This window comes from uncultured Psychrobacillus sp., from assembly GCF_938022135.1.
In the GTDB taxonomy this organism is placed as follows: Bacteria; Bacillota; Bacilli; order Bacillales_A; family Planococcaceae; genus Psychrobacillus.
Genome location: NZ_CALIED010000067.1, coordinates 65,357 through 90,739 on the forward strand (window position 1 = coordinate 65,357; position 25,383 = coordinate 90,739).

The 25,383-nt window shown below is 36.1% G+C and carries 26 protein-coding genes; 17 read left to right on the plus strand and 9 right to left on the minus strand.

Annotation, left to right across the window (positions count from 1 at the left end; genetic code table 11):
* Window positions 1-10: 10 nt before the first annotated feature.
* On the plus strand, window positions 11-313 hold the full coding sequence (locus tag Q0371_RS13345; RefSeq protein ID WP_251552969.1) for a YlaH-like family protein: 303 nt from the start codon (window positions 11-13) through the stop codon (window positions 311-313).
* A 491-nt stretch (window positions 314-804) separates the two neighbouring features.
* Entirely contained in the window at window positions 805-1,377 is a 573-nt protein-coding gene (gene lepB / locus Q0371_RS13350) for a signal peptidase I (RefSeq protein WP_298471901.1), read from the plus strand.
* A 349-nt stretch (window positions 1,378-1,726) separates the two neighbouring features.
* Here lepB and Q0371_RS13355 read toward each other — a convergent pair whose 3' ends face one another.
* Both Q0371_RS13355 and Q0371_RS13360 read right to left on the minus strand, forming a co-directional pair.
* Window positions 1,727-1,930, minus strand: a complete 204-nt coding sequence (locus tag Q0371_RS13355) for a YlaI family protein (RefSeq protein ID WP_169358941.1) — start codon at window positions 1,928-1,930, stop codon at window positions 1,727-1,729.
* A gap of 11 nt (window positions 1,931-1,941) precedes the next feature.
* Window positions 1,942-2,439 carry a peptidyl-prolyl cis-trans isomerase gene (locus Q0371_RS13360; RefSeq protein ID WP_169358942.1) on the minus strand — a complete coding sequence of 166 codons (498 nt, stop codon included), beginning with the start codon at window positions 2,437-2,439 and terminating at the stop codon, window positions 1,942-1,944.
* A 178-nt stretch (window positions 2,440-2,617) separates the two neighbouring features.
* Here Q0371_RS13360 and Q0371_RS13365 point away from each other — a divergent pair, with 178 nt between their 5' ends.
* The 3 genes from Q0371_RS13365 (at window position 2,618) to pyc (ending at window position 7,582) form a co-directional block, all read left to right on the plus strand.
* Window positions 2,618-2,899: a YlaN family protein gene (locus Q0371_RS13365; protein ID WP_169358943.1), complete on the plus strand. Its 282-nt coding sequence runs from the start codon at window positions 2,618-2,620 to the stop codon at window positions 2,897-2,899.
* 63 nt (window positions 2,900-2,962) lie between these two features.
* A complete protein-coding gene (locus tag Q0371_RS13370; protein WP_298471904.1) occupies window positions 2,963-4,129 on the plus strand; it encodes an FtsW/RodA/SpoVE family cell cycle protein in 1,167 nt (388 codons plus the stop codon).
* A gap of 15 nt (window positions 4,130-4,144) precedes the next feature.
* A complete protein-coding gene (gene pyc / locus Q0371_RS13375; protein ID WP_298471905.1) occupies window positions 4,145-7,582 on the plus strand; it encodes a pyruvate carboxylase in 3,438 nt (1,145 codons plus the stop codon).
* Between the two features lie 313 nt (window positions 7,583-7,895).
* Here pyc and Q0371_RS13380 read toward each other — a convergent pair whose 3' ends face one another.
* Entirely contained in the window at window positions 7,896-8,807 is a 912-nt protein-coding gene (locus Q0371_RS13380) for a heme A synthase (RefSeq protein ID WP_298471907.1), read from the minus strand.
* A 325-nt stretch (window positions 8,808-9,132) separates the two neighbouring features.
* Here Q0371_RS13380 and cyoE point away from each other — a divergent pair, with 325 nt between their 5' ends.
* The 7 genes from cyoE (at window position 9,133) to Q0371_RS13415 (ending at window position 15,869) form a co-directional block, all read left to right on the plus strand.
* A complete protein-coding gene (cyoE, locus tag Q0371_RS13385) occupies window positions 9,133-10,056 on the plus strand; it encodes a heme o synthase (protein ID WP_298471909.1) in 924 nt (307 codons plus the stop codon).
* Window positions 10,057-10,153: 97 nt separating this feature from the next.
* A complete protein-coding gene (gene coxB, locus Q0371_RS13390) occupies window positions 10,154-11,239 on the plus strand; it encodes a cytochrome c oxidase subunit II (RefSeq protein ID WP_169358947.1) in 1,086 nt (361 codons plus the stop codon).
* 33 nt (window positions 11,240-11,272) lie between these two features.
* Window positions 11,273-13,135 carry a cytochrome c oxidase subunit I gene (locus Q0371_RS13395; protein WP_298471911.1) on the plus strand — a complete coding sequence of 621 codons (1,863 nt, stop codon included), beginning with the start codon at window positions 11,273-11,275 and terminating at the stop codon, window positions 13,133-13,135.
* 1 nt (window position 13,136) lies between these two features.
* Window positions 13,137-13,763, plus strand: a complete 627-nt coding sequence (locus tag Q0371_RS13400) for a cytochrome c oxidase subunit 3 (RefSeq protein WP_298471913.1) — start codon at window positions 13,137-13,139, stop codon at window positions 13,761-13,763.
* Window positions 13,763-14,098, plus strand: a complete 336-nt coding sequence (gene ctaF, locus Q0371_RS13405; RefSeq protein WP_298471915.1) for a cytochrome c oxidase subunit IVB — start codon at window positions 13,763-13,765, stop codon at window positions 14,096-14,098. Before Q0371_RS13400 ends, ctaF begins: the two co-directional genes overlap by 1 nt.
* A 373-nt stretch (window positions 14,099-14,471) precedes the next feature.
* Window positions 14,472-15,383 carry a cytochrome c oxidase assembly factor CtaG gene (gene ctaG / locus Q0371_RS13410; protein ID WP_298471917.1) on the plus strand — a complete coding sequence of 304 codons (912 nt, stop codon included), beginning with the start codon at window positions 14,472-14,474 and terminating at the stop codon, window positions 15,381-15,383.
* 24 nt (window positions 15,384-15,407) lie between these two features.
* Window positions 15,408-15,869: a DUF420 domain-containing protein gene (locus tag Q0371_RS13415; protein ID WP_169358952.1), complete on the plus strand. Its 462-nt coding sequence runs from the start codon at window positions 15,408-15,410 to the stop codon at window positions 15,867-15,869.
* A gap of 157 nt (window positions 15,870-16,026) precedes the next feature.
* On the opposite strand, the gene ytvI is transcribed toward Q0371_RS13415, so the two are convergent.
* Complete coding sequence (gene ytvI / locus Q0371_RS13420) at window positions 16,027-17,091, minus strand: sporulation integral membrane protein YtvI (protein ID WP_298471919.1); 1,065 nt, start codon at window positions 17,089-17,091, stop codon at window positions 16,027-16,029.
* A 104-nt stretch (window positions 17,092-17,195) separates the two neighbouring features.
* Window positions 17,196-17,561: a YugN family protein gene (locus Q0371_RS13425; protein WP_169358954.1), complete on the minus strand. Its 366-nt coding sequence runs from the start codon at window positions 17,559-17,561 to the stop codon at window positions 17,196-17,198.
* A gap of 153 nt (window positions 17,562-17,714) precedes the next feature.
* Between Q0371_RS13425 and Q0371_RS13430 the strand changes: the two genes are divergently transcribed.
* The gene (locus tag Q0371_RS13430; RefSeq protein WP_298471921.1) at window positions 17,715-18,782 is read left to right on the plus strand and encodes a CAP-associated domain-containing protein; all 1,068 of its coding nucleotides are present in this window, start codon (window positions 17,715-17,717) and stop codon (window positions 18,780-18,782) included.
* Here the strand turns inward: Q0371_RS13430 and Q0371_RS13435 are convergent, their stop codons facing one another.
* Entirely contained in the window at window positions 18,783-19,514 is a 732-nt protein-coding gene (locus tag Q0371_RS13435) for an aspartate kinase (protein ID WP_298471923.1), read from the minus strand.
* A 171-nt stretch (window positions 19,515-19,685) separates the two neighbouring features.
* Between Q0371_RS13435 and Q0371_RS13440 the strand changes: the two genes are divergently transcribed.
* Window positions 19,686-21,077, plus strand: coding sequence for a UDP-N-acetylmuramoyl-L-alanyl-D-glutamate--2,6-diaminopimelate ligase (locus tag Q0371_RS13440; protein WP_298471969.1), 1,392 nt, complete (start codon window positions 19,686-19,688; stop codon window positions 21,075-21,077).
* Here Q0371_RS13440 and Q0371_RS13445 read toward each other — a convergent pair.
* Entirely contained in the window at window positions 21,032-21,523 is a 492-nt protein-coding gene (locus Q0371_RS13445) for a PaaI family thioesterase (RefSeq protein ID WP_169358957.1), read from the minus strand. The genes Q0371_RS13440 and Q0371_RS13445 overlap by 46 nt on opposite strands.
* Before the next feature lie 84 nt (window positions 21,524-21,607).
* Here Q0371_RS13445 and Q0371_RS13450 point away from each other — a divergent pair, with 84 nt between their 5' ends.
* Window positions 21,608-22,057: a YlbF family regulator gene (locus Q0371_RS13450; RefSeq protein WP_169358958.1), complete on the plus strand. Its 450-nt coding sequence runs from the start codon at window positions 21,608-21,610 to the stop codon at window positions 22,055-22,057.
* A gap of 111 nt (window positions 22,058-22,168) precedes the next feature.
* Here Q0371_RS13450 and Q0371_RS13455 read toward each other — a convergent pair whose 3' ends face one another.
* Window positions 22,169-23,071: a glycerophosphodiester phosphodiesterase gene (locus tag Q0371_RS13455; protein ID WP_169358959.1), complete on the minus strand. Its 903-nt coding sequence runs from the start codon at window positions 23,069-23,071 to the stop codon at window positions 22,169-22,171.
* Window positions 23,072-23,248: 177 nt separating this feature from the next.
* On the opposite strand from Q0371_RS13455, the gene Q0371_RS13460 reads away from it, so the two are divergent.
* Complete coding sequence (locus tag Q0371_RS13460) at window positions 23,249-23,521, plus strand: DUF2129 domain-containing protein (protein WP_169358960.1); 273 nt, start codon at window positions 23,249-23,251, stop codon at window positions 23,519-23,521.
* Between the two features lie 4 nt (window positions 23,522-23,525).
* Here Q0371_RS13460 and Q0371_RS13465 read toward each other — a convergent pair whose 3' ends face one another.
* Entirely contained in the window at window positions 23,526-23,912 is a 387-nt protein-coding gene (locus Q0371_RS13465) for a methylthioribose kinase (RefSeq protein ID WP_298471926.1), read from the minus strand.
* Window positions 23,913-23,964: 52 nt separating this feature from the next.
* On the opposite strand from Q0371_RS13465, the gene Q0371_RS13470 reads away from it, so the two are divergent.
* Entirely contained in the window at window positions 23,965-25,380 is a 1,416-nt protein-coding gene (locus tag Q0371_RS13470; protein WP_298471928.1) for a hypothetical protein, read from the plus strand.
* Window positions 25,381-25,383: the final 3 nt, after the last annotated feature.

Sequence of the window (25,383 nt, forward strand, 5' to 3'; positions counted from 1 at the left end):
AGATCTAGTAATGGGTAGAATGTCTTCTATCGCTAGGTTTATATATGAAACAATGCCAAACTTTACTGTATCAGGCTATGTTTTATTTATCGTCATATTTTTATTGTCGGTGCTAGTGTACAAGCTTGGATTTGCAAAGAAGTTAGTGTTTAAGCAAAATGTAGTTATCTATATTTTCCTTTTGTTAGGTTGCTTAATGTTGACCTTCTTAGCATTTTTCCTTCCAGTAGTGGAAGCATTGTTAGTTGCTGCATTGATATTAATCATATATAAAATTCGATTAAAACTAGAAAAAAGAGGTTCGACTACTTAGGTAGACTACTTTAAATCTAAAAAACCGAGGCTGGGACAAAACCCACCTCAAAATTAAAAGCAGATCAAATTTTACGATGAGTAAAAATTGGTCTGCTTTCTTTTTATATCTTCTTCCGAAACCATGTAGAGATTATCTGCTTATAGAAGTAATATTAGTTGTTCGGAGTGAAGGTGGCGACTCCTAGAAAGAGACTATAGGCCCCAGGAAAGCGTTCACAGTAACGGAGAACAACGGCTACCCCAGTTAGGCGTTCTAGGAAAGACGAAGTTAGACGAAGCTCTTGGGCTCGCATCCATGGTCACAAATTTTAGAAAATATGCAGTACGAGGATGGCATCTCATTATATATTTTCAAGGCTCTGTTAAAGGCTAGGGTTGTTTTTTCGTGAAGCGATTTAGTTTGTGAAATGTTATACTTAAACTAACGAGGTAGTTTAGTTTAAGTAGTAGGTATTATTAAATGTAAGTGTTTATAAAGAGAAAGGGGTTATGACGTTGAGAAAAACAAAAGAAAAAAATGAATTATTTGAATGGATAAAGACAATAGGAATTGCACTTTTATTTGCATTTGGTATTCGATTTTTCCTATTTGAACCTATTGTGGTTGACGGTGCCTCTATGATGCCCACGTTTGAAAATGGTGACAAAGTAGTAGTGAACAAAATCGGACCAGAATTGATTGATTATCAAAGATTTGATGTGATTGTATTTGAAGCCAAAGAAGATACTAACTACATCAAACGTATCATTGGTATTCCTGGTGACCGCATCGCTTATGAAAACGATGAACTTTTTATTAACGGTGAGAGGTACGAAGAACCCTACTTAGAGGAATATAAAAAAGCTTTGTTAGACAATGATACACTTACTGGAGACTTTACATTAGAGGAAAACTTAGGTGAAACAACTGTACCAGATGGTACTTTTTTTGTACTAGGAGATAATCGCCGTGATAGCACAGATAGCAGGGACCCTCGTGTTGGATTTGTTTCAGAGGAAAAAATATTAGGTACCGCAAAAATAGTATTTTTACCCCTAGATAATTTAAAGATAATAAAATGATAAAGTGGTTTGTAAGTGAAATGAGGAAATATTTATTAAGCTAACCGGTGCTTTAGTAAAAACTCAATATCAAAGTAAAATGAGCCAGGAGGAAATATCCTAGCTCATTTTTATGTGTATTTAAAATCAACCTTTACCTTTAACATAGCCACTTTCAAAATAAAAAGCAAAAAGAGAATTCCGCAAAGCAATTCTCTTTTTGCGTAAAATGAAACTAATTATGTACTAGCTTCGTTTTTATTTATTCTCTTATAAGTAAAAGCAGAAAAAAAGACCTAAAAATTTTCTGTAAGTAAAAATTTTAGGTCTTTTTGATTTGGAAGATAAGTATGGTCCTAGTCTTGACTAATTAAAACTCATTTTCAATTAATCGAGAACTTTTGTAGGAGATATACTTACCAGTAGCTAGGCGTTCCTTCGTTTTATACTCGATTCGATCATGACATTCTTCGCACATATAAGTGTGAATAGGTCGATTTCTTAGCTTTTTTGCTAGTGGTAAATCAGAAGAAATTTCATCAATTCGATCGCATATCACACATTGCACTTTCATATACAACACTCCTACTCTAATCGAAATGCAGTTACGTATCTAATCGGATCATTCAGGTTAGTTCCATCTTTTTTTATAATATGGACGGGACCATCTTCACGAAGTGGCTTGCCCTTGTGACTAAATTTAACTAGAATATCATCCATTTCATCTAAGGAGATAGTATGATTTCCTTCGCTTGTTTCAATTATTAGGTGCTTTGCCTCTTTTAATGGTTCAGCATTTTGAATAAATGGTTTTAACTCAATGCCATAAGTGTTAGAAAGCATTTTAGTCTTTTCATACTTCTTTTCTGATTTTAATGTAGGGGGATTTGTAGATCCCTCTATAATCTCACGAGACCAATGAGCTGAAGTGACCTTTGTGTATTCCTCGTCTAAATCTTTATACTCGTATTTTCCTTCAAAAAACTCATCTAGGTCAATTCTACGATCGTCAAAAATCCACACAGTGGGATCCAACGTTATATTAAATTTAACTGCTCCTGTAATAGGTATTATAAATTCCATGCAAATTGCCTCCTCTTAACTGTCTAATCTATATTAGTATACAGATAAAAGGTGAAATTTAAAAAGAATATTTCCTTTTCGATTAAACCTAAGCGAGAGAACACTTGCAATTTTTCCAATCAAAAGATACACTTTAGGGAGGTAAAGAACAAGAAATAATAATAATGGGGGCGTCCTCATGGATACTAATATAGAACTTTCTTATCAAGATAAAGCTTTAGTGCTCTTAAAAAAAGATGCTGAAAAAATTGCCCAATTGATAAAAGTGCAAATGGATAACTTAACAATGCCTCAATGCCCTCTTTATGAAGAGGTTTTAGACACGCAAATGTTTGGATTATCTCGTGAAATAGATTTCGCGGTAAAACTTGGACTTTTAGAAAAAAGTGAAGGTAAAGAGATTATTGCTTCACTTGAAAAAGAGTTGTCTGTTTTACACGAGATCCACACAGAAAAATAATGTTAAAACTCAAACAAGCAGACTGTTTGAGTTTTTTTCTATAAAGAAATTGAGGTCTTTCATATGAATACTTATATAAAACGTTTTATTAAAAACTTTGACTATCCTGTTTTCTTTGTTTACATTGCTCTTTGTTTATTCGGTCTAGTAATGATATATAGTGCGAGCATGGTTTGGTCCGTTGAAAGATATGGATGGACCCCAGATTATTTCTTCAACAAACAAAAGCTTAATTTGTTATTATCTTTGCCTGTGTTTTTTTTAGCCGCGTTGTTTCCATACAAGCATTATAAGAGTCGATTTATGATGCAGTTGATGCTTGGAGTAATGTTTATCCTACTCATTCTCGTTCATTTTATTGGAGTAGGGGGAGAAAGTGGATCCCAAAGTTGGCTGAGTTTAGGTTTTGGTAATGTACAGCCATCAGAAATTGCTAAAATTGTAATAGTCTTATACTTTGCTAGTATCTTTACGAAAAAATATCAAAATGGAACCTTGGATAAGTTGAATGAGTCTGTAGGACCTCCTTTGTTAGTTTTATTTTTCGTATTTGTTCTCATTATGCTTGAAACTGATGTTGGAAATACAATGATTATAAGTTTTGTAGCCATATCTGTTATTGCTGCAAGCGGTATCAAATTTAAGTCATACTCCAAACTAATGGGATTAATTGGTATACTAATAGTTATTGCCTTAACTTTTATATATTTCTTAAAAGATTCGCTTCTGACAGAACGTAGGTTAGGTAGACTTGAAGCATTTTTCAATCCTTTTGATTATGAACAGGGCTTTGGCTACCAAATAGTAAATGGATATATTGCTATTGGATCAGGCGGGCTGACGGGGCTGGGCTTGGGAAATTCTAACCAAAAGTATGGATATTTACCAGAGCCACATACAGATTTTATCATGGCCATTATTGCTGAGGAGTTAGGCTTGGTAGGTGTTCTGATTGTGTTATGCGGTTTGTTCTTCCTAGTGTTTAAGGCGATAATGATTAGTATAAAAACTAGAGATCCTCAGGCTAGAATGATAGCCGCTGGAATCGCAAGCATCATAGGGTTTCAAACATTTGTCAACCTTGGCGGTATGCTTGGAATAATCCCGCTTACTGGTGTACCACTTCCTTTTATAAGTTACGGGGGGACCTCCATCATTATCTTATCTGCTGCCATTGGTATACTGATGAATGTGTCAATGTTTGTTAAACTTGAAAAGACTAAATCATAAGGAGTGTGCAATGGGATGAATAATATTAAAAAAATAGTAGTAGCAAATAGAGGCGAGATTGCTATTCGTATATTTCGTGCTTGTACCGAGTTAAATTTGCGTACCGTAGCTATTTATTCAAAAGAAGATAGCGGTTCCTTCCACCGCTTTAAATCAGATGAGTCTTACTTGGTGGGTAAAGATAAAAAACCGATCGATGCTTATCTAGACATTGAAGATATTATTCGCATTGCAAAAGAAAGTAAGGCCGATGCTATACATCCAGGCTACGGTTTTCTATCAGAAAACGTAGAGTTCGCTAAAAGATGTGAAGAAGAAGGCATTATTTTTATTGGTCCAACATCTAAGCATTTAGATATGTTTGGAGATAAGGTAAAGGCACGTGAACAAGCTGTAAAAGCTGGAATTCCTGTTATACCGGGAAGTGATGGACCACTAGAAGACTTGGAATCCATTCGTGATTTTGGTAAAAAGCATGGCTACCCTCTAATGATTAAAGCTTCTCTTGGTGGTGGTGGTCGTGGAATGCGAGTAGTACAAACTGAGGAAGATCTTGATAGCGCTTACGATAGAGCGAAATCCGAAGCAAAAGCGGCTTTTGGCTCTGATGAGGTTTACGTAGAAAAGTGTGTATATGAGCCAAAGCATATTGAGGTGCAAATTTTAGGAGATAAAGAAGGAAACCTAATCCATCTATACGAGCGAGATTGTTCTATTCAACGTAGGCATCAAAAGGTTGTAGAGATTGCTCCTTCCAATTCATTAAGTCCTAAGTTAAGAGATGAAATATGTCAGGCAGCTGTAAAATTGATGAATAATGTAGGTTATATAAATGCAGGGACTGTAGAATTTTTAGTGACGGATGATGAATATTATTTTATCGAAGTAAATCCACGAATCCAGGTAGAGCATACGATTACAGAAATGATTACGGGAATAGATATTGTTCATGCTCAAATAAAAATAGCAGATGGGATTCCTTTAAATGCTCCTGAGATGGGTATACCTGACCAAGCTGACATTCCGTTATTTGGCTTTGCAATTCAATCACGTGTAACTACTGAGGATCCTTTGAATAACTTCATGCCAGATACAGGTAAATTAGCCGTTTATCGTTCAGGAGGAGGATTTGGGGTCCGTCTAGATGCAGGTAATGGCTTCCAAGGTGCGATTATTTCTCCTTATTATGATTCTTTGCTAGTCAAAGTTTCCACGTGGGGAATGTCATTTAAAGAAGCAGCAGCTAAAATGGATCGGAATTTACAAGAATTCAGGATTCGTGGTATTAAAACAAATATACCATTCCTAGAAAATGTAGTTAAACACCCTTCGTTCCTGTCAGGCAAATTTAATACAAGTTTCATAGATTCTACACCTGAATTGTTCCTGTTCCCAAAAAGAAAGGATAGAGGGACTAAACTATTAAATTACATTGGTAATGTAACGATTAATGGGTTTCCAGGTATAGAGAAAAAGATTAAACCAGAGTTCAGCTCTGTTAGAAAGCCAAGTTTCGATTTATCTTCTAATCCACCAGCGGGGACAAAAGATATTTTAGAGCAGCGAGGCGTTGATGGTCTGATTCAGTGGGTAAAGGAGCAGAAGGATGTTCTATTGACAGATACGACATTCCGAGATGCCCATCAGTCTTTACTTGCAACTCGAGTACGCTCTTTCGATATGTTTAATATTGCCAAAGAATCCGCACACGGTATGCATAATCTTTTCTCCTATGAAATGTGGGGAGGAGCAACGTTTGATGTAGCTTATCGCTTCCTTAAGGAAAATCCTTGGGACCGCTTGATCAAAATGCGTGAAATGATACCAAACACTTTATTTCAAATGCTATTCCGAGGAGCAAATGCAGTAGGCTATAAAAACTATCCTGATAATGTGATCCGTGAATTTATAGCAAAATCTGCTGAAGCAGGAGTAGACGTATTCCGAATATTTGATAGCCTTAACTGGATAAAAGGAATGGAAGTAGCGATTGATGCTACGCGTCAATCCGGTAAGATTGCAGAGGCAGCTATTTGTTACACTGGAGACATTTTAAATGACTCTAGAGACAAGTATACCGTTCAATACTATAAAGACATGGCTAAAGAATTAGAGGCTTTAGGGGCTCATATTTTAGCGATAAAGGATATGGCGGGATTATTAAAACCGGAAGCAGCCTATCGTTTAGTGTCAGAACTAAAAGAAAGCGTAGATATTCCAATCCATCTACATACACATGATACAAGTGGAAATGGTATTTATACTTATGCCAAAGCAATTGATGCTGGAGTAGATATTGTTGATACAGCATTGGGAACTATGGCTGGATTAACATCACAACCTAGTGCTAGTAGCTTAAGCTATGCTATGCAGGGATCTGGTCGCAATGTTATTGGTAATGTCGAAGCATTTGAAAAACTTTCTAGTTACTGGGAAGATGTTCGTAAATATTATCAAGACTTTGAAAGTGGCATGATTAGCCCGCATTCGGAAATATATGTCCATGAGATGCCTGGAGGTCAGTATAGCAATCTTCAGCAACAAGCGAAGGCTGTAGGACTAGGGGATAGATGGGAAGAAGTAAAATCGATGTATTCACGAGTGAATCTTTTATTTGGAGACATCGTAAAGGTTACCCCTTCGTCTAAAATTGTTGGAGACATGGCTTTATTTATGGTTCAAAATAATCTAGATGAGCTATCCGTTGTTACGAGAGGGAAGAAAATTGACTTTCCAGACTCTGTTATCGAATTTTTTGAAGGATATATCGGACAACCTCATGGTGGTTTCCCGGAAGAGCTTCAAAAAGTGGTTTTAAAAGATCGTGAACCTATTACAGTGAGACCAGGTGAACTATTAGAGCCAGTAGACTTTAATGCGGTTAAAGAGCTTCTATTCAACAAATTAGAGCGTCCGGTAAATAGTCAGGAAATATTAGCCTATACTTTATATCCAAAAGTGTTTGATGAGTACTGTGCAACTGAGAAAAACTTCGGTGACGTTTCGGTTCTTGATACACCTACTTTCTTGTATGGAATGAGACTGGGTGAGGAGATTGAGGTAGAAATAGAGGTTGGTAAAACCTTGATCATTAAACTAGTTTCGATTAGTAAACCAGACAAAGAAGGAAATAGAATTATCTATTTCGAGCTCAACGGCCAGCCACGGGAAATAACTATCCAGGATATGAACATGGAAGTAAGTAGTTTCTCTAAGCTTAAAGCTGAACCGTCTAATGAAAGCCACATTGGCGCTACTATGCCAGGAACTGTATTAAAAGTAGAGGTTGCCACGGGTGATGAAGTAAGACGTGGTCAGCATCTAATTATTACAGAAGCAATGAAAATGGAGACGACCGTCCAAGCACCATTTGATGGTATTGTAAAAGCTATCCATGTAGGAGCAGGAGAAGCAATTGCAACCGGTGATTTATTAATTGAAATGGAAAAATAATAAGTAAAATAGCTCAAAGGTATCAGAGTTAAAATTTATGATATCTAAGACTGTAGGCAAACATCGTGAATTATGGAGTTTGCCTACAGTCTTTTCTTTTAAAAAGGAGATAAAGTTGATTACCAGATGCGAGCGAATCTTCTATAGGATATTAAGCAAGCTGGTAAGCTATTGGATTCTTTAGTCCATATATGTCTTTATTGAGTTGACCAATGAAAAAAAAACGTAAGCATGCTAGAAGGATACTAGTCTGCTTACGTTTTTTTTAAAAGAAAAGAAGAATCTTACTGCTAAGTCTATTTTACTTCTGTATTTAGTTGCTTGTTTTACTTCTCGATAACAATAATATGAGATAACATAACAAACCAAATAAAAGAGAAATAAATAAAGAATGAAGTAAGGCGATATAAAGGTTTAATTTAGTTAATACTACAACCATACCTGTAACTACCTGGCAGGATACAAGTATGAGGGAAATAATCCAGCCCCAGTAAATCGCACGTTGATCCTTATAGTTCTTGATGACATGAATAGCAATGATTAAAATCCAGATAAAGATTAGGCCGGCAGCTGCTCTGTGCCCCATTTGAACCCATTCATACATATTGGTTGGTAAGGCAAAGCCATCATTGTTACATAGTGGCCAGTCATTACAGATTAAACTTGACTCGGTGTGACGAACTAATGCCCCCGTGTATATAACAATGTAGGAATATAAGGCCACGCCAATGGTATGAAATCTCAGTGTCCTACCGATTTTAATCTTATCAGTATCAAATTTTCTGTCTACCTCGAAAATTAGAAGTGTCAAAAGTAATACTGCTGCAAAGGAAATTAGGGAAATTCCAAAATGAAGTGCGAGGATAAAGTCGCCCTGTCCCCATTTAACTTGAGCGGCTCCGATTAATGCTTGCAACACAAGGAAAAAGAAAGCCATAAAGGATAAGAACTTAGTCTCACGAACATGACCCAATGCGCGCCAAGCCCATACGGATAATGCTACAATTAATATTCCAACTGCCCCTGTAACTAGGCGATGTGAAAACTCAATTAAAACTTCAGCGGTAATTACATCTGGTATAAGCTGTCCATTACAGCCAGGCCAATGTCTACCACAACCCATGCCGCTGTCAGTCTTTGTAACAAGTGCTCCACCTAAAAGAATTAGGAGCATACCAATTGTTGAAGCTACAGCTAGCCATTTTAAATATTTGTTTATATGCAATACGTCACCTACTTTATGTATATATTGCTCGCTTAATAAAAGCGGTATCTGCTACTAGATAATATCGAAACCTGAGCAAAAATACAATGTAAAACAACGAAACACTTAAATAAGACAAACTCTATTCACAAATTGTTCATAAAATCGTTAATTAGTATTCACACATGAGGGGGGCAAATGATTTACTATTGATATGTTCAGTTTAGAAACATAAATTACTAGGTACTATTATGCGAAAATTCTTTTCTGTGTAGAAATATGTTATAGTTTTCGCTATAGTATAAGGTAGCGGAATATGCTTACAACTTTGAAAGGAGGGTGCAGCATGTCAAATGGTCATACTATAACCGCTACGACCAAAACCGACAGAGATCCGGTAACTTCTTCTTTTTTGAAAGACTTCCTTTCATTGATTAAAATTGGAATTGTCAATTCTAATTTAGTTACTACTTTTACAGGTTTATGGTTAGCTTTCCAGTTTACGAATACAAACTTTCTTCACGAGCTAGATTTATTGTTTTTCACGCTTTTTGGTTCCGCGTTAATAATTGCAGGTTCCGCTGCGATGAACAATTTTATCGATCGTGATATCGACCCAGTGATGCAGAGTAAGAAGGGTAGACCAACTGTCACAGGTAGATTTAACCCGACAGCCGTGCTCATTACTTCTTTCACGTTTTTAGTTGTAGGTGAGGCTTTCTTATTTATGGCATCTACTTCCGCAGGTATATGGGGATTAGCTGGTATAATCAGTTATGTCGTTTTGTACTCTATGTGGTCGAAAAGAAAGCATGTCAGTAATACTATTGTGGGTAGTATCTCTGGTGCAATCCCACCGGTAATCGGCTGGGCGGCTGTAGAGCCAGGTTTAAGTTTAGGAGCATTAGGCTTGTTCTTCATTATGTTTGCTTGGCAACCACCTCATTTCTACGCTTTGGCTATGAAACGTGTGGAAGAATACCGTGCAGCTAATATTCCAATGCTACCTGTAGTCAAAGGTTTCAAGCGTACAAAGGTTTCTATGCTACTGTGGGTGATTTTACTATTCCCACTTCCACTATTTTTGATGGAACTAGGAACAGCTTTTGTTGTACTTGCAACAGCGTTAAACATTGGATGGCTAGTTTTAGCTGTTAAAGGATTTAAAGTAGAAGACGATATTAAATGGGCGACTAAAATGTTCGTTTATTCATTGAACTATATGACAATTCTATTTGTATCAATGATTATCTTCTCTATGTTTGTTTAATTTTTGGGATTCTTTCTTAGTCAACAAGAATTCATATAAAAGAACCACAGTCCAAATGTACTTGAAAACAATAATGAAAGAGGGGTTTGATTTAGCTATGATGAAAGGGCTTAAAAAATGGCGACTTTTTTCACTGTTAGCAGCTCTTACGATTTTTCTGTCGGGTTGTGGCGAAGAATATTTATCAACGCTATCACCTGCGGGAGAAGTCGGAAGAGATCAATTTAATCTATTACTACTAGCATCAGCTATTATGGCATTAGTTATTATAGTAGTAGTGATAATTTATGTAATTGCTCTAACGAGATATAGTCGCAAAAAGGTTGGAGAAGATGTGATTCCTAAACAGGTTGAAGGAAGTCACACACTTGAAATTATTTGGACAGTTATTCCAATTATACTTTTAGTTATTCTTGCAATTCCAACTGTTTATTACACGTATAAGCATGCAGATGTTGCAGCTATGGATCAAGTGGATGAAGAAGGAAACAAAACAAACCTAACAGTAAACGTAACTGCAAAGTTATACTGGTGGGAATTTGAGTATCCGGACTTAGGAATAGTAACTGCACAAGAACTAGTTGTTCCTACAGATGAGCAAGTATTCTTCAATTTGAAGGCTGCTGATGTAAAACACTCATTCTGGATTCCATCAATCGGTGGTAAATTAGATACAAACGTTGAAAACGTAAACAAATTCTACCTTGTATTCGATAAAGAATCTGCAGGATTAGAAGATGGAGTTTTCTACGGAAAATGTGCTGAATTATGTGGACCATCCCATGCATTAATGGACTTTAAAGTAAAATCAATGAATCGTGAAGATTTCAATGAGTGGGCAGAAGCAATGAAAACCACTGTACATACTGCAGAAGGGGATCTTGCTCAACAAGGGGAAGAATTATTCCAAACAGCTACTTGTATTGGATGTCACGCAACTGGTGGCGAAGGTATGGCTGGTCAAATGGGACCAAGCTTAGCTACATTTGGAGATCGTAACCGCGTGGCAGGCTTCATGGAACACAATAAAGAAAATATAAAAAAATGGATCAGTGATCCTCAAGAGTATAAACCAGGTAACATCATGCCTGCTGATGAACAATTAAATGGTGGTAAACCATTTACAGACGAGCAATTAGATGCTCTTGCAGAATACTTAATGGGACTATCTATTGAAAAATAATTCCATAGATAAAAATGAGGGAGGTAAAAAGTTGTGAGTTCTATAGCTAAGAAAAAAGGCTTTGGCGCAACTTTATGGGACTATTTGACAACAGTAGACCATAAAAAGATTGCTGTCCTGTATCTCGCTGCCGGTGGTTTGTTCTTCGTAATCGGTGGTATCGAGGCAATGCTTATTCGTATCCAATTGGCTAAACCGGATAACGACTTTGTAAGTGCAGGTCTTTTCAATGAAATTATAACAATGCATGGTACTACGATGATTTTCCTTGCAGCCATGCCGATATTATTTGGTTATATGAATGCCGTCGTGCCGCTACAAATCGGTGCACGTGACGTAGCATTCCCGTTCTTAAACGCACTTGGATTTTGGTTATTCTTATTTGGTGGTATCTTCCTAAACCTTTCTTGGTTTATGGGTGGAGCTCCTGATGCTGGTTGGACTTCTTATGCATCACTGTCCTTAGCATCGCCTGGTCACGGTATTGACTTCTATGCACTCGGACTACAAATATCCGGTGCTGGTACGTATATTGCCGGGATTAACTTCCTTGTAACAATTATTAATATGCGTGCGCCTGGTATGACATATATGCGTATGCCATTGTTCACTTGGACTACATTTGTGGCAAGTGCATTAATTTTATTTGCATTCCCACCACTTACAATCGGTCTTTTCTTCCTTATCATCGACCGTATGTTTGGAGGACAATTCTTCAATCATGAAATGGGAGGAAATACAATTATCTGGGAGCATTTATTCTGGATATTTGGACATCCTGAGGTATATATTCTGATTTTACCTGCTTTCGGTATTTTCTCAGAAATTTTCTCATTATTTGCTCGTAAACGTCTATTTGGATATTCATCCATGGTATTTGCGACAGTATTGATCGGATTCTTAGGATTCATGGTTTGGGCCCATCACATGTTTACAGTTGGATTAGGGCCAACAGCTAACGCAATTTTTGCAGTTGCAACAATGGCAATTGCTGTACCAACTGGTATGAAAATATTTAACTGGCTGCTTACAATTTGGGGAGGAAGTATTAAAGTTACAGTTCCAATGCTTTACGCATTAGGATTTATCCCTTCATTCGTAGCAGGTGGTGTAACTGGTGTCATGCAAGCCGCGGCTCCACTTGACTACCAAGTACATGATTCTTACTTTATCGTTGCCCATTTCCATTATGTAATCGTTGGTGGGGTAGTACTTGCTATCTTAGCTGCATTACATTTATATTGGCCTTTAATGTTCAACCAAATGTTAAGTGAAAAATTAGGTAAGTGGACTTTCTGGTTCTTCTTTATCGGTTTCCATCTAACATTCTTTGTTCAGCATTTCTTAGGATTAATGGGTATGCCACGTCGTGTATTCACGTTCGGAGCAGATCAAGGTTGGGATTTATTCAACGCAATCAGTTCCGGTGGTGCCGTATTCATGGCAATCGGTGTAATTATCCTTGTAATTAATATCGTTATCACAATTGTTAAAAACGAAAAAGTTGGAAATGACCCTTGGGAAGATGGACGTACATTGGAGTGGGCTATTCCACAACCAATTCCATTCTACAACTTTAAACAAACTCCACTAGTTCGTGGTTTAGATACTTTCTGGATTGAAAAACAAGAAGGAAACAAAGAAGGCATGACATATGCAGAGCCAATTTCGGATATCCATATGCCTAACAATTCTTTCATTCCTTTCGTAATGACATTAGGTTTATTTATCGCAGCGTTCGGTGCACTTTACAATGGTGAAAAAGATTGGGCTGTTCCAGTATTAGTACTAGGACTTGCAATTACAGTTGCTTCTATGGCTGTTCGTTCATTGAAAGACGACCACGGATATCACATTCATAAAGAAGATTTAATGAATGACAAAGGGGGTAAATAAGATGGACGTGAATAAAAAGTACACCCCACAAACTTGGCCAGATCATCCAGAACAAGCAACAATGGAAGGTAAGAATAAATTCTTAGGTTTCTGGTTGTTCTTAGCCGGTGAAACTGTACTATTTTCTAGTTTGTTTGCAACTTATTTAGCCCTTAAAAATAAAGGGCCAGAGGGTATGGAATTCAGTACAAATACGTTATTTGAATTACCTCTAGTTTTTATCATGACAATGATTTTGTTAACTTCATCGTTAACAAGTGTTTATGCTATGTACCATATGAAAAACCATAATTTCCGCGGTACACAAACTTGGATGGCTATTACTGTATTGTTAGGTCTAGTTTTCCTAGGATTAGAAATTTATGAGTTCAATCACTATGTACATTTAGGATTCCACTATGGACAAAGTGCTTTCTCAACGGCATTCTTTACGTTAGTTGGTACTCACGGTCTTCACGTAGTTATTGGTTTAGGATGGATCATCTTATTACTTCTACGTAATGCTAAACGTGGATTCAACTTATACAATGCACCAAAATATTATACTGCATCTTTATACTGGCACTTTATTGACGTTGTGTGGGTATTCATCTTTACAGTAGTATACTTGATGGGAGTGGTGAACTAATGTCTTCACATGACAATCATGTTTACGTTAGATCTCAAACTGAATTTGAATATTTGAAGCGAAAAAGAAGAGAGAATATGCGTACACAAGTAACGACATTCTCTATCATGATTTTCTTGACGTTAATTTCATTTACAGCAGTAGTAGCAGGTTTTTCAAAATACTACATTATCCCAATCATTTTATTGTTAGCTGCAGTTCAAGTAGTGTTACAACTTTACTACTTTATGCATATGAGTGAAAAAAATCATAACATTCCTGCTTATTTCATCTATTTTGCAGCAATGGTTGGTTTTACATTCCTACTAACTTTCATAACAATTGTTTGGTGGTAATACTAAAAGAGCTAAGATTTTTCTTAGCTCTTTTTTTTTTAGATAAAATAACTTCATAATTCCTGTTTTAATATAAAAATACGGACTAAATTCAACTTCTGGGATGCTTTACAGGTGCACGTTATGATATATTATCTGCACCAATGGAGGTGACGCCTGTCTCTGAATCATTAATAGAACTGATCCGTGCAATTAACCGGCAGAGAGTGATTCATGAAATTTGATTTCATTATAATCGCCTTTATATCTAAATCAATGTGTGACAGTCTGTCACAAATTTTATAATAGTAATAATTGTCATAGTTCGTTCATTTGATGTTAATTGAACTGCCCTATATAATAGGGGTAGCAACTTAAAAAGGAGCGTATAAGTATGTCTATTAGCATATTCGGCTTCCAAGCTTTATGGAGTCCTATTCTTTTAGGATTATTAGTTTGTATAGCTATTTTATATTTCTTGATTACTGTCAGATGGAGAAATGACTTTAAAGTTTCCGAGCCACTAAAAAGAAAAGAAGCAATATATTTTATTTCTGGTTTAGTTCTTTTATATATTGTAAAAGGCTCTCCTATGGATTTAATGGCACATATCATGTTTACATTCCATATGGTTCAGATGGCACTTCTGTTATTACTAGTACCACCCTTACTTATGAAAGGGATTCCATGGTGGGTATGGAAAGTGGTTCTTGAGTTACCGGTATTAAGAAAGCTCATTCCTTTCTTTACAAAGCCGCTGTTATCATTAGTATTATTTACTATGACTTTCTCGTTGTATCATATACCTTTGGTTTTTGATGCTATTAAGATGAACGAGGTTCTTCACGGGGCTTATACTTTAATGCTATTTTTAACGGCTGTCTTTATGTGGTGGTCCATTGTGGACGTGCTGGAGTCGGAAAAAAAACTACATGGCCTAAAGAAAATTGGTTTTATCGTTGCGAGTGCTGTATTAATCACCCCAGCGTGTGCACTAATCATTTTCTCAAATAGTCCAATGTATGACACATATACAGATTCTGATGTTTGGTTAAAGAACATGGAGTTATGTGTACCTACAGATACATTAGCTGGTCTTAACTTATCTGGTCCCGAGTTGTTCTCTAACTTAGATCCACTAGAGGATCAACAGCTGGGCGGAATAGTAATGAAAATTATTCAAGAAATTATATATGCTGCATTCTTATTCTCCATCTTCTTTGCATGGTATAAAAATGAGCAGGATAATGCAGATCAAATAACTCAAAAAGCATTAGACGACTTAAAGGTACAAGCTAAACTATAATTTTTATATATGAGGAGAATGAGAATGAGTGTTCCAGTATTACCTACAATCAGCACATTTTTTATTGTTTTAAGTGCTGTGCTTGTTGCGGTTGGTTGGATTTTAGTTAAGCAGAGAAAAATAGAAGCTCATAAAAAAACAATGTTTGCAGCCGCAATCTCAGCGCTTACGTTTTTCATAATTTATGTGTCTCGAACATTATTTATAGGAAATACAGCCTTTGGTGGTCCGGATGATATTAAAATTTACTATACGGTATTTTTAATATTCCATATTATTTTAGCCACTACTGGGGCAGTATTTGGATTAGTTACAATTTATTTAGGATATAAGAACAATATAAAGAAACACCGTAAGCTTGGACCTATTACTAGTGTTATATGGTTCTTTGTCGCAATCACAGGAGTGGCTGTGTATTCATTGCTTTATATATTCTATAAAGGCGGGGACACAACCTCCGTGTTCAAAGCAATTCTCGGTGGATAATAACTTATGTTCCCTGTAGTAGACTCATTTCTAAGCAAGGGAATTTCAATAAGAAATAGAATGACGAGGCTTGGGGTAAAATTAGTCTCAGCAACATAAAAAGGTGAAATTGCGACATGCAATTTCACCTTTTTTGTGTTGTATATTTGTAATCGAATTATAATTTAAAATTTAATCGAATCATGCCCGCTTCTCTTGCGGTTATAAATAATATGACGACAAGTGGCCCGATTAGGAACCCAAGGAAGCCAAACAATTTAGCACCTATAAACATGGCGATAAGAATCGCTAAAGGGGATATACCCATTTGACTACCCATTAACTTAGGCTCTACAGCTCTTCTAATTATAAGTAAAATTATAGCAAGAACCGTAAGCTTTGTGGCGAATACAGTATCACCTACAAGGAATAAATATCCTGCCCATGGAGCCAATACTGCAATGGAACCTAAAATAGGAATAACATCTATGATCCAAATAACTAGAGACATTATGATGGCTATTTTAAATGGAACAATAAATAACAATCCTATTAAAGAAACGCCTAAAATGATGAAGCTAGCTAATATTTGAGCCTTCATAAAGCCAATGGTTACTTTCTTTACGCTAGAAGTCATGACGCGTACCTTTTCAGCAGTCCCATCCTTCAGAAAGAAAAAGAATTTTTGACTTAGGTTTTCTAGGTCTAACATAAATAGAAAAAGAGCAATTATAAAAACTATGAAGTTTATAAGAAACTCAGGAATATTAGTTAGCAGGGCCGAAATATTTGAGTAGCTTAAAAGATCTAGAAGCGCATCCTTCATACTTGTTAAGGTAGCATTAAACTTATCTTGTATGGACTGTACTACTTCAAGAGGTAGTCCTTCGGTATACTGAAAGACGTTATTCTGAATATTTATCCATATCCCAGTCAAACTATTGAGATGGTAAGGGATTACTTTTGAAGTATATAGGAGTTGGCTTATAAGCTTAGTTACAATGAAATATAAGAGGGCCGAAATGATGGTTAGAAAAAAAATGAAGTTGGTAATAACTGCAGGTTTTCGTTTCCATTTAAATACCCTTTGAGTAAACTTTACAACTGGTTCAATAACTATCGCAGTAAGTAACGCTAAAATAATCGGAACTGACACTGGTAGGATGAAAATAGAAATGAACAGAATAAAAATAAATAGGATTATATACTTAATGTTTTCTTTTTTAAACGCTTTTAAAACCATTCTATTTTGCTCCTTTATAGATCGTTCCTTTAAGTATATACAAGGAATACCAGTTTTAACAGATAAAAAAACGTTAGAGAAATTTTTCTCTAACGTTTCATTAGTTAACCTTGGATAGCAAATTCATCTAATTCAGCTTTTAAAGCTGTTAGAGTAGTTACACAAGATTTAACTAGATGGTTCGGGAATACTTCACCTTCACCGTATTCCACACCATGCGGATAATAGTGTTTTCCTAAAACCGGTTTTAAAAGTGTGATGTTAGCTTCGTGTGCACCAACATCTCCTTCTTTTGTAAAACCGAATATACGAAGGTAGAAGATACCCTCTTTAATTTCGAATTTCTTATCGTAAGTCACACGTTCATAATCCCATTGTCCGGCGCGGATTAAACCATGTTTTTTCATTATGTCGTCTAATACATTTAAGTCTAAGACTTTGTCTTCTATACCTGTATTTTCAAAATACATCGAATTGTCCTCCTTCACATTGAAGTTATACTAAGAATCTGTTCTTATTAATATTAATTCAAATTCAAAAATGTTGCAATGACAACATTGTGTATTTGTACATATCCTTGATATACTAATGAAAATGAAGGAACTTCGAAGGAGCCAAAAAAGTTGAAAACTTTATTTCATATTTTAGTTGGCATGGCTATTATATTATTAATATTCATATATTTTGATTCACCAGTTCGAGAAAACGATTTAATAACAGGTTCAAATAATAACGGCCAGCTAATTCCAGTTGAAAGAGAAGAAGTAGTCGAAACCGTTAGTATATTCACAAGGCCGAAGGAGGGAATCTCCACTTTAATAGGTAAGTCAGTAAAGGAAGTGAGGGCCCTTTATGGAAATCCAGCTAGAATTGACCCTTCCATTTATGGATATGAATGGTGGGTATATAATAAGACTTTCTCCGACTATATGTTAATAGGAGTTAAAGAAGACAAAGTAACACAAGCATTTGCAATAGGAAATCATGTTGATACTTCCCCTTACAAGATTGGTCAGTCTCTTGAAGACATCTACCGGTTCACACTAGTGCAATCCGAAGTAACGATGAATATTGGCGACAACACATATATATTTTCCTTAAACGAAAATGATATTAAAACTAGACTGCTGGTTCAATTTGATGATTTGTTTGCGATGCTCTATATTGATCAAAAGGATCAACAGCTAGAGGCTGTCAGATTTAGTGACTCACAAACTCTTCTCCTGCATAAACCGTATGATATCTTATATAGTGGGGAAGTCATTGAATCTAAAACACCATCTTCCAATCTTCAAGTAAAGGCGGATAGAGCTACTGCTATCCAAGTTGTGGAGATAACAAATATTTTAAGGCTTCGACATGGGTTACGTGTTTTAGAATCAGACGTTAACCTCCAGAACTTGGCTGATATGCACAGTGAAGAGATGGCAAAGAATAATATTGTTACAAACGATAACTTTGAGATACCAAGGTTTAAAGATAAGCTTAAAGAAGCATCACTGGATTTTAATCGCGCTGGTGGTAATACTGCTGCTTTTTACTTTGATGCTGGAGAAGCTGTGAATGGTTGGTTGAATTCTCCAGACCATCGACAAACTTTATTAGGTAGATCATATACTCATACCGGTGTAGGAGTCTACAGTAATTACTATACGCAAAACTTTATTGAGAAAAAAGATAATCTAGAATAATTATAGATGAACAAAAGTACCATTTGTTTCTTCGTACAAAGAGCGAATATGAAGTGGGACACCATGAAGGGCAGCAAAATTTGCTGCTCTTTTTTGTATGACTTCTACAGGTTCATTTATTTTAAGTTGGAGCTCATCATACGTCATATGGGATATTAATTCCACTTCGCTATTAGTAGAAGGATCTGCTGACATCACTCCTGGTACATTCTTGTAAAATTCTACAACATCTGCTTTTAAATAATAGCCATATACGACAGCAGTTAAATCACTTCCACCTCTACCAAGGGTAGTAAAATTGTTACTGCCTTCTGTAACTCCTTGAAACCCAGGAACTACGATACATGGGTAGTCCTCAAATGTTTTTAAAATTTGTGTGGTGTCTACATTATCTATATTTGCATTGCCAAATTCTTCGTTAGTAATAATCCCAGCATTTTTACCATACAAAATAGTTGATTGAACACCGTTTTGTTTCAATTCTGCTACTAGTACAGATGCACTAATGAGCTCTCCACATGCAGAAAGTAAATCTGTCTCTACACTGTGTGGCGAGCTTGGTATAAGGTCAAGCAATGTATCGGTAGAGTAATGCTGACCTCTTCTTCCCATGGCGGATACAACAACTAACACTTTCTTATGGGCAGTGATTGCTTTTTGGATTCTTTCGATGACTAATTGTCTATTCGAAGTATCCTGCATCGCAATTCCTCCATATTTTTGCACAATCATATTTTCAACCACTCTTTTCGTGACATTTCAAACACTCCGTTCATAAAATACAAGGAATTCATTTTACTGTATGCGATTTAACAAGAATGGTGTAGGGAGTGAGCTACTATTTATCCAATAAAAGAGCTATTAGAGGGTCTGGAATATAAGATATTTGGAGATTTAAATGGTATAACGGTTCATCGTTTTATAGATCATTCCAAACAAATACAGTTTGGAGATGTATTTGTCTGGGAATCCAACAATCGTACCTTTGTAGAAGAAGCAATCCAAAGAGGGGCTAATCTAGTCATTACTCAGCATTATATTCCAGACTGTAGTGTTCCACAAATCGTTCTTCCATCTGATATGTTTTTGCTAAAAGACAAGATTGCGTATTTAACCTATAAAAAATATGGACAAAAAATAAAGACAGTAGGCATTACAGGTACCAATGGCAAAACTACCGTTGCTTCTTTTATTGGGCAGCTATTAAAGCAACAACAGAAGTCAGTATGTGTAATTGGTACTCTAGGGGTCTATGTGAATGGTGAAAAATTGGAAAGACAATTTAGAAACAATACCACTCTACCTTTTTATGATTTCATACAGGTAGTGAGGTATTGTTATGACCATGATGTGGAATACATCGTATTAGAAGCCTCTTCTCAAGGCTTGTTGGATAATCGATTAGGAAGTTATCCAATGGACGTAGCTGTATTTTTAAATATTGGAAAAGACCATCTAGAGTTTCATGGTGGGATGGTGCCATATAAAAAATCTAAGGAGCTACTCATTCCATTAGCGAGAAAGCTAGTAGTTAATAATAATGATGAATGGTGTCGTTCAGTTGCACAAAAAGCATATATACCAACAATACGATTCGGAAATCAGAAAGGTAACGATGTAATTTTTAGTAATGAAAAATATTTAAATGAAGAAGTTAAGTATGAATATGAAGTAAATGGAAAAGAGACGTCTGTCATCATGAGGAATAGTGGATATCATAATGGGATGAATTTAGCTGCTGCACTTGGTGCAATGTTAGGGCTTGGCCTCCCATGTGAGATGATCTATCCAGTAAATTTACCGGCTGGAAGGCTACAAAGGGTACAGAATAATAAGGGGATTGAAGTATTGATAGACTACGCACATACACCTGATGCATTAGAAGCTTGTTTGTCTTCTATTACAGTTTATGCGAAGAAAAATATATTCGTTGTCTTTGGGTGTGGAGGAAATCGTGATAAGCAAAAGAGAAAATGGATGGGAGAAGTAGCTTCCAAATATGCTACTAAGGCAATTATCACTTCTGATAACCCACGAAATGAGGAACCAGAAGCAATTATTGCAGAGATTATTCAAGGGATAGACCCTAGCAAGGTAATGGTGGAAGCTAATCGAAGAAATGCAATTCGCTTGGCATTAGCTACCGCTCAAGAAGGAGACGTCGTTCTAATAGCGGGAAAAGGGCATGAAAAAGAACAAATTATTAAAGAAGTTGTTTTACCCTTTTCTGATCTTGAAGTAGTTCAGTCTTATTTTGATGAAGGTGTAATAACAAAAAATGATCCGGTTGCATGAGCAATCTTTTTCCCATCCGGTTGGGTAACCGTGCATTCCATTACTAGCGTTTGTCTTCCTTTATGTAAGTACGTAGATGTAGCAATCAGTTGCTTTTCGGATGAAGCTTTTATGTAGTTAATCGTCATATTAGTTGTAACGGCACCTTTTCCTTCTGGATGAAGGTCTTTGTTCACTAAAAATCCCATAGCATTATCGACCAAAGTTGCAATGACACCACCATGAGGCATATCAAAGCTGTTATGAATTAGTGGGGTAACAGGAAGTGTTACAATACATTGGTTGTCCTCAAAACGAGTGTCCATTTGAAACGTCGCATTTAGGTATGTAGGGGCAAGTCCTTCTTGTTTCTTTTTTAATCCGGTAAGGAAGTCTGTCAGTAAGCCTTTTTCCGTTTCTGAAGCTTCTTTTGTAACTTGTTCAAATAGAGTTTGTAAATTTTCCATAGAAATTCTCCTAACACTTAAGTTATTAGTTTAACAATTGTCTCCAGTTTTCTGTTATGATAAACAGGATTGGAGGTTTTATTTATGATTATGACTGATGAATGGGTGGATATAATGGATCACTCAGACCTATTATGTACAATGATTTTATCCTCTGAACCATTTTACCTTTACTTAAATGCACATCGTGCTGTATATACAAAACCTGAACTAGTGCGGGAAATCAATAGCTTTACCCGACTGAAGGACCAATATGAAGAGGTTCAACGCTTTGGAAAATACCATCCAGATTACTCAAGAGTCATGAAAGACATTCGTGTAACTAAACGTAATCTTGATATGGTAGATGAAATAGCAGCTCTTAAGGTGGCTGAAAACGAGTTACAGGACCTCCTCGATGAGGTAAGCTTGATTATTGGTAAAACAGTCTCAGAAGGAGTCAAAGTACCTGTAAGTAATCCATTTTTCGCTTCTAGCGGTTCAAGCTGCGGTAGTGGCTGTGGAACCGGCGGGTCGTGCTCTTGCTCAGCTTAAGAAAATCACAAAATTAAAAGTCAGCTAATCAAACAAATGGATAGCTGCACCAAATAAATTAGGAAGGATGTGTACATTAATTGTGCACATCCTTTTTTTACTCATAAAATTCTAGTTCAACTTTAATACATCAATTGCTAGGTCAGGTCTATCTGTAATAATCCCTTTTGCTCCATTTTGAATAAGCTTTTTCATTACCTCTGGATCATTGATGGTCCAATAATGTACCGGGATATTTAAAGTAGATAAAAATTTTATAAATCCAGGACTGTCCAGAGAAACCATTTTGGCTCTTAGCGGTAACTGAAAAATGTCCGCCTTTGGATGATATAAATGTCTAAATTGTGAAGTGTAAGCTGTGTATGCTTTTTTCACTTCTTTTTCTCCGGCACCTAAAGCAACTCTGTTTTGAGCGTAGAGATTGAAACGATCAATTTGTTCATCAAAGAAGCTTGTTACAACTACCCGATCAAAGGCTTGTTTTTCTTCTATCAATCTCCATAGCTTAGATGGCATTAGACTACCTTCATAAGTCGCAGGGTTGTCCTTTATGTCCATATTAATGAGCATTTGTGGATAAGCATCGATTAACTCACCAAGTGTTACCACTCGTTCACCTTTGCCTCTATAAGAAAAGCCATCTTTTATATCTTTAAAATGATACCCTATATCTGCATCTCTAAGCTCAGACAACGTGTAGTCTGCAACCTTGCCTGTAAGATCTGTTGTTCTTTCTAATGTTTCGTCATGAAATACAATGATTTCTTCGTCTTTAGTTAATCTCAAATCAATTTCAAAGCCATGGACTCCTAATTTTGCAGCATTATCAAAAGCAGCCATGGAGCCTTCAGGAGCAAGGGCTAGTCCTCCTCGATGTGCAAGAATAATGGGATGTTCATACTTTAATGCTTCCTTTGAAGGGCGGCTATCCGGCTTTGATAAAGCTTTTGTACTAGCCCAAGCGGCACCTGCAGCAGCAGCAATTGCAAGAGCTACATTAGATTTTTTCCCCATATTTTAATCCCCCTTTTTGGACTTATTCAAATTGTAGCAAGATAATAGGAACTTAACTCACTTATGTTGCGACGATTTCTTTAATTATAGCCAATTGATATTTAGCTGTCAGCTAGTTGTTGTTGCTATCAAAATCCTCCATATGTTATTCTTGAAGGAAGAAATGAGGGGAAGCGTATGACAGAAAGACAAGGACTAATTGTCTATGTGCACCATTTAAAGCAGGCTAAATCTTTAAGAAAATACGGGCATGTCCATTATATTTCTAAAAAAATGAAATATGTCGTTTTATATTGTGATCAGGATCAGATAGAAGCGGCTAAACAAAAGATGAATAAACTTCCTTTTGTAAAAGAAATATTAGAGTCCTATCGTCCGTTTGTAAAAACAGAATTTGAAAATAGTAAACCAGATAAAGCTAAAGAGTATGATTATAAAATCGGTCTATAGCATTTTATTGGAATGGTGGTATATAATGGTTTAATCTTAGGATTCCAATGATATACTGATAAAATAAATGCGTATCTGCAAACGTCGAGGAATGCTTAATAGATATTTTTATTGGTTCAACCTGTAACTCGTTTAAAGTTTCTTTAAATGTACTTAGTCTTTTGGATTCTGGCTGTGACTGGGGAATGCCCTCACGGCAAATGTAAATTGGGAAAAATTTGGTATCATTTATGGGTTTTAGAGCAATTGCTATAGAAATATAGTCCTTCCCATTTTTTGGTGAAGAGAAGATAAATGCTCTGTAAATACGTTCCTTGTTTACACGTGCTAATTCACATAGCTCAAATGTATCTCCGTAACCTTCGCCAAGTTCTATAAAACGTTGGATCAATGAAAACACTTCCTTTCCAATTCATCTTACCACTATGTTGGAGGACAATTCCATGAAAATTATTGTAGGCTTTATATCTATGCTTTTAGTAGTAACAAATTGCGTTTTATTATTATTTCAATATGAGGTGTACTCCTCCAATATAGATGAAGAAGTACAGGACTTTTCATATGAGCAAGAAGTAGATATCCAATTATTTGAAAATAGTATACAAGTAAATCATCACTTTTTTAACTTACCAAAGGAGAAAGTCTCTATTTTATGGCCAATTGCTAGTGAAAATAGGAGCTGTTTAAACGGTGCTGGAGATAGCTGTAAACGTTTTGCAGAAGACTTGAGTAGCTTTCTTGAAGATGAAGTCTCCAGTCAAAGTGTATCCTATACTTTTCCTTTGCCAAATGGTTTAAAAGAAGGAGTCGTTCTTTCTGATTTTCTCTTAAAGCTAGAAAATGGTGATGTAACCTATACAACATTACATATAACAGACTCTTTAAAAAGAGGAGGAATGTGGGTAAGTGGACTACCTAAGATTGGTAACTCTTCTTTAGACTTAATTGACTACTCACTTTCTATTGGAGAAGGTACTGTACAAGAGTTATATTGGCAACAAGAAGCTTTACCGATTCAATACCAAAATGATCATTATTCGGTCTATTCCAAGGAGCCGGTAGCGGTTGGTCTACAAAAGCTTTTAGATGAATTACAATTACCTAACACTAGACATTCTTCTATTTTAGTTGAGGATAATAAGTACAAAGTGAACGCAACCAATATTTTATTTTTGGAAAATGAGGACTTGCCTTCTATACAGAGAGATATAGCTGTTAAAAATATTCAGGATGGCTATAATTTACCGACCGAAAATCTTCTGCTAGCAGAAGTAGTAAGCAGCTTTTTAATGGAGTCTCCTGTGGGGGCTGAAAAGTCAATATGGATGTATGAGACCATAACTAATTATTTGACTAATAGTCAATTGTCAGAATGGAAGTCCTTGTTGGAAAATCAGAAGGAGTTAAGTGCGGAGAAGTTGGATAAGCTATTGTCATCTCTTCTGGACTCCAAAACTTCATTTTTCGAATGGAATGATCTGCAAAACGACAAGTTCCCATTGTTGTTTGAAGATTCACGACCTGTATATATTAACGATGGCATACAAAAGGACATCGACGTCCTATTTAAGGATGGAAAGGTTTTGTATGCAGCAGAACCATTATTAGATGTGTTGGGCTATACGTATGACGACACAGATAAAGGTTTATACGTCCAAAATGAAACTAGGGCATTTAGATTTCCTATTCAAGAACCATTTTATGTTTATAATCAAAAAAGATATGATGCCATGTCCGAGCCCTTTGAAAAAATCGGTTCAAAATTTTATATAGAAGAGACGTGGATGATTCGTTTGTTTTTGTTGAACATAGATAAAGAGGACGGACGAATTCATTTACAAGAAGAAACGTCTAATTAATGC